Origin of the sequence: Nostoc sp. CMAA1605, assembly GCF_021596505.1 — a bacterium.
Lineage (GTDB): Bacteria > Cyanobacteriota > Cyanobacteriia > Cyanobacteriales > Nostocaceae > Trichormus.
Genome location: NZ_PJIZ01000039.1, coordinates 45,098 through 59,296 on the forward strand (window position 1 = coordinate 45,098; position 14,199 = coordinate 59,296).

The window sequence follows — 14,199 nt, forward strand, 5'->3', positions numbered from 1 at the left end:
TTATTTCATACTTTTTAATTCTAGAACTTAATTCTAGAACTTTTTTATCTGTTCTAGTGACTGTAGCCTTTTTTGGTAATCAAAACGTATATTTACATAAATCTGGGAACTGAGGCTGTTGTTCGAGAACCCTTGTCAAGTCAGAATTTCTCAATTGCGATCTTCATAGCTGGGAGGGAGGATGATTGCGAATTGATGTTAGTTCTTGCAGTCACAAAAAGTGGGTTCAGAAGTGTTTGTGTACTTCTGAACCCATATCTCAACTAGTTTGAAAATTTAACAGTGTTATTTACTCTTGTGAGTCATCGTCTTGCTTTTTCTTTGTCAGCCTGAAAGCACCTAAACCAAATAGACTTAGAGCTGCGATCGTACCAGGCTCAGGTACTTTCCTTGGTGGGGGAGCAGGTGGTTGATAGTAAGTCGTTGAAGGAGGTGTAACTGTTGGAGTCGGGGTTGGGGTTGGGGTTGGTGTTGGAGTTGGGGTTGGAGTCGGAGTTGGGGTTGGAGTCGGTGTTGGAGTCGGTGTCGGAGTTGGTGTTGGTGTTGGTGTTGGTGTTGGAGTCGGTGTCGGAGTTGGTGTTGGTGTTGGTGTTGGGGTTGGAGTCGGTGTTGGGGTTGGAGTCGGTGTTGGTGTTGGAGTCGGTGTCGGAGTTGGAGTCGGTGTCGGAGTTGGGGTTGGAGTCGGTGTTGGGGTTGGAGTCGGTGTTGGTGTTGGAGTCGGGGTTGGAGTCGGTGTTGGAAGACTTACGAAAGCTTCACTACCACCATTACTGAAGGCTTGAACGTGGATACCAACACGCAAACTACCATCTTTTAAACTTTTAATGATGTCGTCAAAAATTACGTCACAGTCCAAATCAAACAGCACACTAACCCATTCTCCAGGATTCACACCCCTTTGTGAAACTGGTGTATTCGCCTTAACGGAAAAGTCAGTGGTAAATTTTTGGGCGAGAGAATTGCCACCAGGCAGATTAGAATTGTTGGCTGCTGTACTAAAGCTTACGTTATTACTGCCATTAGTATCGCTATCGGTAATTGATTTGATACCGTTTAGCAGGCTTTTGGTTTGGTCAAAATAGATTTGGGTGATGGAAGAAGCTGCTGTACCCAGATTACTTAACTTGAATATAACCTGGTCTGAACCATTCTTAGTCACATCTAAAAATAGTTGACTTTCACCTGCTAAAGCATTGACAGCACTATTGTTAGTGATGTTATCAAATCCAAAACGTACAGTAGTCGCTGAAGTAGTTGTTGAGGTGCTGGAAGAAGTGCCGCTAAGGGTAGCAGCATATGCAGGCGTAACCTTCGCTGAACCTATCACAGCGAAGGTTATGATACCAACTGCTATATAGCTTAATTTTGAGTTTAAATATTTTGACATCTTCGCTGCTTCTTTTAGATTGATGCTGAAATTAACAAAACGCTTGCAGATTTCTTAGAAAATTCTCAATACAATTTGGCATAAACAAAATATTTTTGAAAGTTTTTAGACACCGCTTTATCAAAGTTTTAATGGCTAATAAAAAAGCCAAAAATATGCCATCAGATACAGCTATTCGATGTTTTATTTTCTCTGTCAAGCCAAGAAAATATACTGATATTTTTGCGTTCAGCGAATCTATTTCAATATTTTTTATCAGTTAATTCTACATAACAGACTTGTGATTTATATATTTAAAGTAATTTAAATATGAATTTGCGTTAAATATAGAAAAAATACGTAGATTTTCAATCAATTTTCAAATAAATATTTATGTAAATCTAGCAACTTACTAAATCAAACATAATTTTTGATTCCTCTAGCATAAATCTTTTTTGCTGCACACATCAGAACTACTTGCAGTAGAAGCAACTACAAGGCAAAAACGCAACGAAAGACGCTAGTGGCGTGTCTAGACTAAAATGTTGTAAAAAAATTGTAAGGTTGGTTTGATGTAAGGAAACCCAACACCAACATCTATAGGAATCCGCTTTGATTCCTGAAATTATTTGCGTAGGGAGGGAACAGGGAACAGGGAACAGGGAACAGGTAAGAAGGAACAAAAGTGTACGGAGTTTTTTTCAGAAATCAAATATGAGTCCTATATAGTGATACGGTTCAGTTAAGGATAAAATTTGGGAAGTTCGTAGTAAGGACTTCAGTCCTTACTACAAACCTTTAATTATCTACACCGTTCTACTTAGTAGTCAGTATTTATGCTTTTTAATATCAACGATGAACCCAACCGTTGACAGTAAAACGACTATCAGCAAAATCTTGAGATGGGCAACTTACAAGTAGAACTTCGTGCATATATCGGCTGAGGAAAAAGACGATGCTGTTATTACGAGGTTCAACAGTTTTGTAAGACTCAGCTTGCACGTAGTAGTTATTTTCAATTTTACTATCGTAGATTAATAGTTCTCCGCCCGAAAATCGTTTTGGTTCTTGGTAAAAGTAATAAACATATGTTAGTTCTCTTTTAGCAGTATCTGGACTGCCATTATCGTTATGAATTTTGTAATAATTGCCGTCATTATGTGCTGTGATTTGCCCTTCTATTTGAGATATATTAAAAGATGGTATGTTTAACTTGCTTGTAATGTCGGGAACTATATTTTTAATTTTATTGATGATTAATTCATAAAATTCAGGAAATGAGTAAAGTACCATTGATCGTCGGTAGTTTTCATCACTTGTAGAAGTGCTGGTAGGAATAAAATGAGATGCTCTAGCTAATACGTACTGAATTAGCTGTTCATGCTCACTTGATGAGAGGAAATTATCTATTTGAATATAATGAGAATTTAAAATATTAGAATCTATAGAGTTATTATTGTTATTATTGTCTACTTGTTGTAGCCAAACAGGAGGTTCTGTCACTACACCAACAAGTTGATCACTAGAAAAACATAAGACTGCATGACCTTCGTTGATAGGAATTTGAAATAATTTTGCACTGGCCGATTCTTGTTTATAAGCACGAGCAGCTATTGTTGTTAAGAGGCTATGGAAGATAGTTGTATCTGAGTTTAAGTAAACAGTATACTGATGTCCTCCAGCTAAAAGAAGCTGGACTTTGATATTTGAGATGTCGATGGCTGCAAATTCTGTTGTATAGACATTTGATTTGGTATTTTTTGATAGTTAAAATTGTGGTTAAAAGATAACAAAAAGACTGATTTTGGCGTTAATTGGGGAGTGTATTTGACATATTTACTAATGTCATAGTTCCAGCACGCCTATCTTGGGAGGGCTATCCAATAAATGTTGTTTACATCATCCATGCAGCTTGGAAAAAATCGTATTCGCATAACATGGCATAGCGATATGTGGTGTGAGTTGAATTGTCAGCTTTGGCATAATTATTGACGACATTTTCTAATTGCTGTGCCAATGGAGCGAAGTCTGCACTGCTGTAAGTCTCAATCCAATTAGTATATCTATGATTGGGAATACCATTACTGGCTAATTGTTCTCCTAAATAAGCATACAGTCGCATACAAGGAGACATAGCCGCCGCAGTTAACCCTACCTCTGCACTCCAAGCTGTGGCTAGTAAAAAGTCAGTGTAGCGGCGGGTAGCCATTCCAGGTTCTACAGTGGTTAAATCAACACCCCATTGATGAGCATAATTTTGATGCAGTTGTAGTTCTGCTAACACGCCTCCGGCTAAGGCGTGAAATGTTGCAAAACCATGCCAATTCGGTGCTTTAGCCGCCGCTACACTATAAGCACAAGCGAAAGATTCTAGAAAAAATGCGTCTTGTCCTACATAGTAAGCAAATTTGTGCTGTGCTAACGAACCGTCACCAATACCTTGGACGAAGGGATGTTGTAGACAGGCTTGTGCTAAGTCTTGATTTGCTTCCCATAATTGAGTAGATAGGGTCATTGTTAGTCATTAGTCATTAGTCATTAGTCGTTAGTTGTTAGTCATTAGTCATTAGTCATTAGTCGTGAGTTTGGTGTCAGCATTTAGAATGGTAGGAATTGTAGTAATACTGAACCAAGGCTACCTATAAAATCGGTAAAGGTGGGTTTACCTGCGGTGACTTTTTCTGTGTAGGGGGTTTGCACTTCTTTGATAAAGGCTTGTGATGTTTCTATTCCGGTGGTGTTTTGCTGGCTGGTAAAGAGTTTTTCTGCTGTTTGAGCGTCTTGAAATGCTCCTTCCCTGTCTAACATTTGATATTTGGCGACACCACGAGCTAAGTATGCACCTGCATATTCTGGTTTGATGGCGATCGCTTGATTAAAATAAGTAATAGCTTGACGTTGATTACCTTTTTGACCTTCTGCTACTCCTAACGCATAGAATTCATCGGCGGTGGCGATTTGTAATGGTATACCGACGGCTCCTTGAAAGTTAGCACCAGTTACGTAAGCACCTGTAAATTCTGTATTCCCTAGATAGCTACTTCGCAAGTCTGCATTTGCTAGATTTGCACCACCTAGTTTTGCTGCATTTAAGTTAGCACCAAATAAACCTGCACCACTCAAGTTTGCACCCCGTAAGTCCGCACTGCTTAAGTTGGCACGGCTAAGATTAGCACCTGTCAGGTTAGCACCACTAAGGTTTGCTCCTGATAAATCTGCCATTACTAAGCCTGCATTAGATAGGTCACAATTTTGACATTGCTTGGTCGCTAATAGCTGTTTTAAATGTTCAGGATTGACTGCTTGAGCCGTATTAGTCAGGCTAAGGGTAGTTAAAAATACGGATGTGGCTAAAATTATATTTTTCATATTGGTTGAGCAAACTTTTTCTTCGGCACTCAAATCAACTAAGACAAATTTATACTTGAGCTTATGATAAGCGTATCCTCAGAAAATTGCCCTCAGTGAACCAACGAAACAGTAATAAAGGGTATAGGGATGTAGGGGAAAGATATCTTTCCCTTTGGGGATGGGAACTTGCTTGATGTTGAGTTAGACAAATCGTTGAGCAAATTCATACATTAAATCAACTCTACCTTTTCTCAGCATTGCTGGATCTAGTCTTTCAGTGGTGTTACAAGTCATTAATACTACTAGTCGCTGTTTGCTGTGAATTCCTGTGTCGTCAATTACGCTTTGATATAAGGTGCCATCCAATAGACTCAAAATGTGTTCTGTTTTATTGTTATATTGGGCTACTTCTGAAGCGCGATTTTGCGCTAGGTTGTCAGCTTCGTTAATAATGATGCAAATTCGCTCTAAATATGTGGGTGGAACAAAGTTAGCGATCGCATCATGATCCAAAATAAAAATGACGAATCCTAACGGTACCAGAATTTCTTGTGCTACTGCTTGTGTCCACGCTGTTTTTCCTGTACCTGGTTCACCATGAACTACCACCGCTAGCTGCTTTTGATTGAGGATGGCTTGCTGGACTGTATCTGTGAAGCTTTGAATATCTGTAGGGAAACTGCGAATGGGGTATTGGCTGTGAACCTTACCCACACGGCTTTGATAACCACTCAACATCACAGCTAGGTCGTAGGTGGCTTTGTTGATGAGTGGCGACATATCTCTAGACATGAGGGTATATTGTCGCCGTCCGCGATCGTACGCTTCAATTTGTAGCCAAACATCCTGCTGTGACCAATAAGCATATACTGTATTGACCACATCTATTCTTTCCCAGTTGATAAATTTTTCTACAGGATAATAAAAATCTCTTTCTAGATAATGCTGAGTAATGATATCAGGCCGACCTAAGACGTTTAAAACACGTAAAACTGTGATTTCTTGTAAGCGATTTAACACATAGTCAATGGGAATACTATTGCGACTCACAAATTGCAATATAGGAGTTTCCGTATTTAAGACATCTTTGTAACGATAATCTGGGGATTGTGGTTCTGGTGTAATATAGTGCCAAAACTTTTCTATTTCGTAGCGAGTATTTTCTGAGGCTAAACTTAAGATATTTGCCCACCATGTATAATTATTTCTACCTAGAATTTCCGCCATCCCACTAGCTAAATTTAAGGTTTTTTGCGTCAATTCTTTGGTGTCTTGATTAAACAGTTCCCATAAAAATTGCCAATTTATTTCTCGTTGTAATGGTCGCCAGCCACTAGCCAGTAAGCTTTGGCGGTTTTGATTTTTTGGTGTACTATCATAGCGGCTAAAATATTCAAATTCCATATCTTATATTTATGTAAAGGTAGTAGTCTATAAACAAATTATGAGAGGTGATAGAATCCCGATTTTTTGAAGAATTCGGGTATATCAGCAATCGTAGTCCGTCAAACTCTCTCAAGTAGAGTAGTCATCATTAGTCAATATTCAACATCTATTTTTTGCAAATCTGGATTTACCCAGTTTTGCCTAGCATTCCCAGACCTGATTAATTCTTTACTATAGTAGTCAAATATTAAATCTTTGTTACCATAATGATGAATCAATTGATTAGTCATGGTTAATAACCTAGTATTAATGTGAATCTGTTTTAAATATCTATTTACTAGATAGAGCCAAAATAACGTCATAGTTTCATGATAACCACGATTATTTGTGGTGGGAATATTCAGAGATTTATTATATTTTTTTATACCCTCACGAATTAAGTGGATAGCTTCTGCTTGCGGGTAATGGGTAAGATACCATAGAGCAACGGTTAAATGGGCATGATGATCCCAATGGCTACAGGGTAAGGTGCAGTTGTGGAAAGATTCAATAATATATTTGATTTCCTCAACTGTTTGATATTGATCTGGCATTGATTATATAGAATTAAAGATTATGCTGCTTACTATAGTAGTCATATTTGATGTCTGAAAAAACTCGGTACACCTCTGTTACTTCTTTTCCTGTTCCTCCGCTCAGACTTCTCTCTGTTCCCTACCTACGCAAATCATTTCAATAATCAAGTCGGATTCCTATAACTTGGGTATGGAGTATGACCACTAACTAATTTATGAATTTTAGCTAATAAATAATATTTGTTATAGCAGTCCTATAGGATTTCTAGTTGATTTTTGAACAGATATGTTGTCATCAATGATTGAAGACTGCTATGTTTAGCTGCAAATATATTATATGCTACAAATACTACATAAATAAGAACTATATATATTTTTACAAATTGTTATATTTAATTAAATAAATCTCAATTATTTAATACACAACCATTCAGAAAATTTGTTTACAAAACTGTATATTTTAGGTTACTGAGAGAATTTAAACCAGAGATTATACGGTCTTACAAGAAAAGATATATTAAGCTATTATGAATATATGCAAAAAATATTCCGTAATGTTGCTGAAAATCAGCAAATGTATGATATTTGTGTAGGAATTATTTTCTCCAGAGAAAACTTTCTGCTAATGAGGATTTCTGGCGTATTTAGAGGGAAATATCTGCTATCTTAAATCGACTTTTTGCAGTGAGAATCGTTTAATTTTTACCAATAAGAGACTTTATCTGTGTATAGGAATCGTGAACGTAAATTTTCGTGGAATCTTCTAAAATGTATCTGGCAAAATCATTCATGAGTGAGCATAAGCAGCACAACCCTCAGCAGCCGTTAATTTTAGCAGTGGAAGACCACGATGACAGTCTACTGCTGATTAGTTATGCTCTGGAATCACTTGGCTGTAGATTTATTTGTCAAAAAGATAGTGCAACTACTGTACTAGTAGCTAAAGAGTATCAGCCAGACTTAATTATGTTGGATATTTTGTTACCTAGTATTAATGGAATTGATGTGATGGGGTACTTAAAACAAGAACCTCTCACTTGCAAAATTCCTGTGGTTGCTGTCACTGCTTTAGCGGATAGAGAGGATCAAGAACGGATTATGCAGGCCGGATTTGCGGGATATCTGTGCAAACCCTACATGATAGAAGAGTTAGAGTTAGTAATTCGCCGATTACTATGGGGTAAATTCAAGTTTTTCTTACCCTATCAGTTATGTCAAGAATAAGAAAGTAGGGAACAGGTTATACCATTTCAAAATTTAAAATTCATCTGGGGAAGTTTGCAAGGATGGGGAGAATCCCTGCAAGCAACTTTCCGCAAAATTCAAAATTGTGTGATTAATCTACTTTTTGGGTAGTTGGATTGTAAATGTACTACCCCGTCCAACTTCAGATGTTAGTCCGATTTTACCTTGATGAGCTTCAATAATGCGGCTAGATAAGTGTAATCCTAAGCCGCTACCTGATCTTTTATTTCTACCTTGGCGAAATCGCTCGAAAATAGTAGCTTGGTCTTCAGGTGCAATTCCATAACCTGTATCTGCTACTGCAACATTTACCCAATGTTGATTTTCCCAAATTTTAATGCTTATGCCGCCTGTGTCGGTGAATTTGATGGCGTTACCTACTAAATTATGTAGAACGCGCCTTAACTCTAAAGCATCACCCATGACGTAAGCAGTATTTTCTCCTGAATTGTCTAATTGACTAATATCAAGTTTGAGACTGATATTTTTTTCGTCAGCTAATGGAGTGAGTTCGCTGACTACTTCGGTGGCGATTTCTGGTAGGTTGCAGCTTTCATAGTTTAAGGTTTTTTTACCTGCCTCAAAGCGATAAACTTCTAGGAGAGTATTGACCATTTGCATGAGATTTTTATTACTGCGAATCATCACAGCGATCGCTTGTTTCATTTCGGGGGAAATTTTGCAAAAGGTTTCTTGTTCAAATAACCCCAGCATTCGATCAGCTGCTACTAAGGGTGTGCGTAAATCGTGAGTCAGACGAGAGACAAAGTCTTCTCGTTGACGCGCCATTTTGCGTTGTTCGTCTAGACTGTGCTTGAGGCGGAGAAGCGATCGCACTCTAGCTAAAAGTTCATCTGTATCAAATGGTTTGCGAATAAAATCATCAGCACCAGCATCTAAACCTTCTACCACACTAGATTCGTGAAAAGCCGTAATTAACAAAATCGGTATGTAGTTGAGATGGGGATTATTGCGAATGCGTCGAGTTACTTCATAACCATCCATTCCTGGCATCATCACATCTAGGAGAATTAAATCAGGTGGAGATTGAGCGATTTTTGCTAAGGCTGAAATCCCATCTGAGACTAAATCAATCTCATAGCCTTCACTTTCCAGAATTGTCTGAACTAAAATGAGATTATCTCTAGTATCATCAACAGCTAAAATGCGATCAGTTTGAGAGTTTTCCACAACAGACATGATAATCAACTGGTTAAGAATTTTTTTGTTTAAGAAATTTTTTAAACCTTTTCGCAATTTTCAGACTAAGGTGGCAGAAATTCTAAGTGCGCGATTCTGAGTTCTGATTTCTGCTTTTCTGCACCGTAGATAAAATTCCTGAACCATCAAATTGTACACCTTCAGAGGTTTTATTTGTGGTAGATAATGATATTTGTCTTGGTAGTTCTATTTTGAACATTGAACCTACTCCTATTTGACTTTCCAAAAGAATTTTACCTCCCATCATCTGTACTAAAGAGTTGATAATGGCTAAACCCAAACCTGTACCCGGATATTTGCGGGTAATAGTTTGATCAAGCTGTCGGAAAGCTTCAAAAATATGCTGAAAATCTTGGGATGATATACCTATACCCGTATCGCGAACTGCGATCGCAATGCGATTTTCTTGTAGGTTTTTTACTTCCACCCAAATACTACCAGACTCAGTAAACTTAATCGCATTAGATAATAAGTTCAGTAATATTTGTTTGACTCTGATGGGGTCGTTAAACACTACAGGGTTATCTATATTGATTTTGACTATCAAAGATAACTTTTTTGTCTCTGCTAGAGAACGCACTTCACCAACTACTTTTTTAGTCAAGTTAGCTAAATCAAAAAATTCTGGTTGTAGAGCTAATCTTCCTTCCTCTAATTTAGCAAAATCGAGGACTTCATTCACCAGCAGTAGTAAATGCTTACCATTATTGAGGATACGTTCTACCATATCTGCTTGTTGGTATGTGAGTTTACCAAATTTAGGGCGCAATAGGATTTGAGCAAACCCGATAATAGCATTCATGGGGTTCGCAACTCATGAGACATGGTAGCTAAAAACTGTGATTTTAGCTGAGAAACTTCTAGCAGTTTTAAATTTTGTAGCTGTATTTGTTGTCTTTGCTTTTCTAGTTCTTGATTTTTCCGTAGTAATTGTTCATGACTTTCCTTGAGTTTTTGATGTGCGGAAGCTGCTTGCATTTCCACTTGGTGGATGCGGATTGCATGGCGTAAAACCTGAGTTAAGGTTGCTGAAGATAATCTAGATTTATCAAGATAATCTGTAGCACCAGATTTCATTAATTCGACGGCGATTTGTGCATCTCCTTGTTCTGTGATGACTACTATAGGTACTTTAATTTCCGCATCACGCAGCTTTTTAATTAAGCTTATACTATCTTGGTCTGGTAAGCGAGCATCCAAAAAAATGCAGTCAAAAGTAGTATTTCTTAAGATAGATATAGCGGTTTTGGCATCACTTACCTCAGAAATTTCTATGTTTACGCCTGCTTGGGTGAGAGCTAAATAAACTGTTTGGCGGTCTAATTCATCATCGTCGGCGACCAAAATTCTCAACGTTTCGTTCATTGGTCTTGATTTTCGCTGTTAAATACAGGGTGGTATCAAACATATCTTGTGTAAAGGATCAAACTAAATGATGTTAAATGTTGAGTTGGTTGTTTCCACAAAATGCTAAATTTTAGACTTCAGATGAGACTATTTAAACTGAAAACCAATTCTGAATCTAAATTAGAGTCAGTTTAATAACTAAAGGTATTAGGTTCTATTTTTTTGCTACAATTGTATGAACATACTTCAAGATATAGATTTCCCAGTTAGCTATTTTATTTCATGTTTAACTACCCGTGAGTGAACGATACTCTATTAATTAAGAGTGAATAACTGCCAAAAAAAGCTAGCAGAATTCCCAAGTAAAATAAAATACTTTATTAAACTTAACTACAATTCTAAAAGAATGAGTGAAGACCCGTCCTCACCCATTGGTGAGAGTTGGGAAGGAACATTATTTACCGTTGGTTTGAGCCGTTTCAAGGTCGCGATCGCTTGTATTGGAGTCAGGAAACGCCTCTTGTGTAAAAATTCCGCCACAGCTAAATCTGATGATACCTTTGAGACTCAGATCCATGAGTGGTGATCGTCACATCTACACCTGTATTGATTGGGCGATTGCTAGCTATGAGAGTTGACAAAAGTCACAATTAACGATAAGTGGAGGCTCCGTAGATCCCAAAGTCATAATCTGTCAAGGTCAAATTGTGGTATTCATCCAGCCTGCGCTAGACTAGAGGAGCATAATATTAGCCAAAAAGGAAGTTTAATTTAGTTGGAATTTTGCTTCACCCATTAAAATAATTATTTTCACCTCCTCTCAGGATGACTGAGCAATCAATTCATCACATTGAGTCAAAAATTAATATATCCCCAGCAGGATTTTTAGCTCAGTTAAGCCTCAAAAGACATCACAGTGATTATTTCTATCGGTGGATGCAAACCTATGCAAATAACATCTATCTTTGGTTTGGAAAACTCATAAAAAGCAAATTAAAAACAACTAAAACAATTTAATTTGTCAGTTTAGTTTGTCAGTTGTAGAGGGAGAAGAGTGGGTGAAGCAATGAACGATATCAGCATTATTTTAATTGAAGACCATGACCTGACAAGGATGGGGCTAAGAGCTGCATTGCAGTCCCACGGCGGATTGAAAGTAATTGGTGAAGCTGCTAATGCTACCCAAGGACTCAAACTTTTGGAAACAGCCAAGCCAGATGTTGCGGTGGTAGACATTGGCTTACCCGACATGGATGGAATCGAACTCACCCGTAAGTTTAAACGCTATCAAGCCGAAAGTGGGCAAACAAGTACGAAGATTTTGATCCTGACAATGGATCACACAGAGGATGCGGTGCTAGCAGCCTTTGCAGCCGGTGCAGACTCTTATTACATGAAAGAGACAAGTATCAGTAAGTTGACAGAGGCGATACAAGCTACCTTCGCCGGTAACTCTTGGATTGATCCAGCGATCGCCAATGTAGTATTACAGAAAATGCGGCAAGGTATCCCTGTAGAAACTCAATCCGCAGATAAGCCAAAAACAGTCAAAATTGAAGCCTTACCTTCAGAATACGAGCAAGTTTTAGAAACATACCCCCTCACCCAAAGAGAGTTAGAAATTCTAGAATTAATCGTTGCTGGTTGCAGTAACGGACAAATTGCTGAGAAACTTTATATTACCGTCGGTACAGTTAAAACCCACGTCCGTAATATTCTTAACAAACTCTGTGCTGATGACCGTACCCAGGCGGCTGTACGTGCTTTGCGTTCCGGTTTGGTGGCATAATTACTAATTCGTAATTCGTAATTCGTAATTCGTAATTCGTAATTCGTAATTCGTAATTTATTGAGTAATTACACCCTTACCCCCAGGTATGGGGTAAAGTTTAGAGTTACGAATTACTTAGAGGCTTGCCTGTGAGAATAAAAGCTGACCAATAATAAGGGTGGGAGTATAGCTTTTTATCCCCATCCATTTTACTGATTCTATAAAGCTGTGTGGCTAAATAGGCGCGTAATATCAGTTCTTCTGGATGTAACTGATTGAGTAAGTCTTCATACCATTGTTGTAACTCTAAGGCTGTTAATTCTCGTAGCCATCTAGTGGCTGTGCTTAAGGCTTGATCAGGCGATCGCACCAACTTTAGCTGGCGGTAAAACTCTATAATTACTAACGCACTAGCTGATGATTCTACAGTCCATAGGCTACTCAAAATATGCGGTACACCCCCACTCAAAAACCCATTCACTAAACTGACATATTCACTAGTAATGGTTTGGTGACTAGTAAATGTCGTCTCACAGCTAGAAAGGGTGACTAAATTATAAGTAGCTAAATTACCTTGGATGATTTCTGCTAAAGTCAGTTTATCTTCACCTGTGAGTGCTAATGCTGAGGCGGTAGGTTCCGTTATGTAATTAATTACCTGGCCGGCAAAGTGGAAAAGACTATACTGATTAAAATAACGATCAAATAAATTATTTTCAACATTCTCTTTAGTTGCTGCTTGTGTCTGGATGCGTTGGGGATTATTAAACATTTGGCTCACAATTTCTGCTTCCAGATTGGCAAATTTAAAGCTTGAATGATAACTATTGATAGGATATTCAATACTTAATAATGCTTGTTCTGTTAAATCCCCTATATTGGCATTCCGCAGAGATAACCCTGTTTGAATGCTAGGTAAGTAAGTAACGCTTAAGTTTAATTCGGGACTATATTCTCCAGCTTCATCCATCTGGAATAAGACATGAAGTGGCAATCTTTGTAAATCCCGATGGGGTACTAAAATTAATTGCTGGATATCTTCCAGTTCTTGGATGATAGTATCAATTTCTAGAATATCTTTTAATTGCTGTAATCTCGCCTCCATTTCTAATCGCCAAGGATGATTATTTCTACTAGTTTCATCTTGGGCTTGTAGGCGATATTCTTGATAATCTCGCTGCCAACTTTCTAACCAATTTTCAAAAGCAATTAGTCGTCTTGTTGCTTCCGGTAAAGATACATCTTGCAGTGATATACCGGTTTTCTCGACATCTTGCATGGGTGTAAAGACCAGAATTGGTGATGGGGCTTGGTCTTTAATGATAAATGTATGTAGGGCTGCCGGGCTAAAATGCCAGTAAATAATGGCGGTATGGGGATTGAGTAATGTTTGGGTGGCGCGATAATTGAGACAGGAAATATCTGTATTTCTAGTAAACAGCAGTCTATTTAAACAAGCATTTTTGTGATATTCGGCAATTTCCCATGCTTCTACTAAATCACCGTACTCTACAGTCACATCAACTGTCATTTGCTCTATACCAGCAAATTTGAGGGCTAAGTGTTGTTTACTTTCTTCAGTCCGATTGCTGTCACTGAGTAATTGTTGTAATAAGTTAGTAGCACGTTGTAATAAATCTTGTGCTTGAGCTAATTGTCCTAGTCCTAACAGTGTTTTAATCAGAGATTGTAAAACTTCTAAATGCCACTGGGGGAAATCTTGATATGTAAGAGTTAATAGTGCTTGATTATACTCAGTTACAGCTTTGCGCCAAGAGTTGCGCGATGTCTGCTGTTTTTTACCTTGTTCGTAGTAAGTATTACCGATCGCTAGATGTAGTCTACCCCAGCCTTCAGGGTGGGTGTCAGCGCGGACTTGTTTTAAACCTTCTTCATAACTGGCGATTTTACCTGCGTAACTACCCTGATTTAAGCCA

General features: G+C 38.1%; 11 protein-coding genes and 1 pseudogene. 2 read left to right on the forward strand and 10 right to left on the reverse strand.

Going from position 1 to position 14,199, the window contains the following annotated elements; genetic code table 11:
* Positions 1-289 precede the first annotated feature (289 nt).
* The 6 genes from CV014_RS15135 to CV014_RS15160 all read right to left on the reverse strand — a co-directional run bounded on the left by CV014_RS15135 (position 290) and on the right by CV014_RS15160 (position 6,696).
* Complete coding sequence (locus CV014_RS15135; RefSeq protein WP_236142785.1) at positions 290-1,387, reverse strand: PEP-CTERM sorting domain-containing protein; 1,098 nt, start codon at positions 1,385-1,387, stop codon at positions 290-292.
* Positions 1,388-2,215: 828 nt separating this feature from the next.
* A complete protein-coding gene (locus CV014_RS15140; RefSeq protein ID WP_236142786.1) occupies positions 2,216-2,869 on the reverse strand; it encodes a 2OG-Fe(II) oxygenase in 654 nt (217 codons plus the stop codon).
* 391 nt (positions 2,870-3,260) lie between these two features.
* Positions 3,261-3,881, reverse strand: coding sequence for a TenA family protein (locus tag CV014_RS15145; protein WP_236142787.1), 621 nt, complete (start codon positions 3,879-3,881; stop codon positions 3,261-3,263).
* An 83-nt stretch (positions 3,882-3,964) separates the two neighbouring features.
* Entirely contained in the window at positions 3,965-4,735 is a 771-nt protein-coding gene (locus tag CV014_RS15150; protein ID WP_236142788.1) for a pentapeptide repeat-containing protein, read from the reverse strand.
* 183 nt (positions 4,736-4,918) lie between these two features.
* Positions 4,919-6,121, reverse strand: coding sequence for an AAA family ATPase (locus CV014_RS15155; protein WP_236142789.1), 1,203 nt, complete (start codon positions 6,119-6,121; stop codon positions 4,919-4,921).
* A gap of 134 nt (positions 6,122-6,255) precedes the next feature.
* Positions 6,256-6,696 carry a hypothetical protein gene (locus CV014_RS15160; protein ID WP_236142790.1) on the reverse strand — a complete coding sequence of 147 codons (441 nt, stop codon included), beginning with the start codon at positions 6,694-6,696 and terminating at the stop codon, positions 6,256-6,258.
* Between the two features lie 750 nt (positions 6,697-7,446).
* On the opposite strand from CV014_RS15160, the gene CV014_RS15165 reads away from it, so the two are divergent.
* A complete protein-coding gene (locus CV014_RS15165; RefSeq protein ID WP_236142797.1) occupies positions 7,447-7,902 on the forward strand; it encodes a response regulator in 456 nt (151 codons plus the stop codon).
* A 117-nt stretch (positions 7,903-8,019) separates the two neighbouring features.
* Here the strand turns inward: CV014_RS15165 and CV014_RS15170 are convergent, their stop codons facing one another.
* From CV014_RS15170 to CV014_RS30065, 3 genes and pseudogenes are all read right to left on the reverse strand, one after another.
* Positions 8,020-9,123 carry a hybrid sensor histidine kinase/response regulator gene (locus CV014_RS15170; protein ID WP_236142791.1) on the reverse strand — a complete coding sequence of 368 codons (1,104 nt, stop codon included), beginning with the start codon at positions 9,121-9,123 and terminating at the stop codon, positions 8,020-8,022.
* Positions 9,124-9,205: 82 nt separating this feature from the next.
* A pseudogene (locus CV014_RS15175) lies at positions 9,206-10,509 on the reverse strand (ATP-binding protein).
* A 436-nt stretch (positions 10,510-10,945) separates the two neighbouring features.
* Positions 10,946-11,068 carry a hypothetical protein gene (locus CV014_RS30065; RefSeq protein WP_268964710.1) on the reverse strand — a complete coding sequence of 41 codons (123 nt, stop codon included), beginning with the start codon at positions 11,066-11,068 and terminating at the stop codon, positions 10,946-10,948.
* A 489-nt stretch (positions 11,069-11,557) separates the two neighbouring features.
* Here CV014_RS30065 and CV014_RS15180 point away from each other — a divergent pair, with 489 nt between their 5' ends.
* Positions 11,558-12,280 (forward strand): response regulator transcription factor, encoded by a 723-nt coding sequence (locus CV014_RS15180; protein WP_236142792.1) that lies wholly within the window; start codon positions 11,558-11,560, stop codon positions 12,278-12,280.
* A 106-nt stretch (positions 12,281-12,386) separates the two neighbouring features.
* Here the strand turns inward: CV014_RS15180 and CV014_RS15185 are convergent.
* Positions 12,387-14,199: CHAT domain-containing protein (locus CV014_RS15185; protein ID WP_236142793.1), on the reverse strand; the 1,813-nt coding region annotated here is incomplete at its 5' end.

Excerpts from the sequence above, each read along its gene's own strand:
- CV014_RS15135 (WP_236142785.1), bottom strand. The coding sequence starts at position 1,387 with ATGTCAAAATATTTAAACTCAAAATTAAGCTATATAGCAGTTGGTATC.
- CV014_RS15145 (WP_236142787.1), bottom strand. The coding sequence starts at position 3,881 with ATGACCCTATCTACTCAATTATGGGAAGCAAATCAAGACTTAGCACAA.
- CV014_RS15150 (WP_236142788.1), bottom strand. The coding sequence starts at position 4,735 with ATGAAAAATATAATTTTAGCCACATCCGTATTTTTAACTACCCTTAGC.
- CV014_RS15155 (WP_236142789.1), bottom strand. The coding sequence starts at position 6,121 with ATGGAATTTGAATATTTTAGCCGCTATGATAGTACACCAAAAAATCAA.
- CV014_RS15160 (WP_236142790.1), bottom strand. The coding sequence starts at position 6,696 with ATGCCAGATCAATATCAAACAGTTGAGGAAATCAAATATATTATTGAA.
- CV014_RS15165 (WP_236142797.1), top strand. The coding sequence starts at position 7,447 with ATGTATCTGGCAAAATCATTCATGAGTGAGCATAAGCAGCACAACCCT.
- CV014_RS15170 (WP_236142791.1), bottom strand. The coding sequence starts at position 9,123 with ATGTCTGTTGTGGAAAACTCTCAAACTGATCGCATTTTAGCTGTTGAT.
- CV014_RS30065 (WP_268964710.1), bottom strand. The coding sequence starts at position 11,068 with ATGGATCTGAGTCTCAAAGGTATCATCAGATTTAGCTGTGGCGGAATT.
- CV014_RS15180 (WP_236142792.1), top strand. The coding sequence starts at position 11,558 with ATGAACGATATCAGCATTATTTTAATTGAAGACCATGACCTGACAAGG.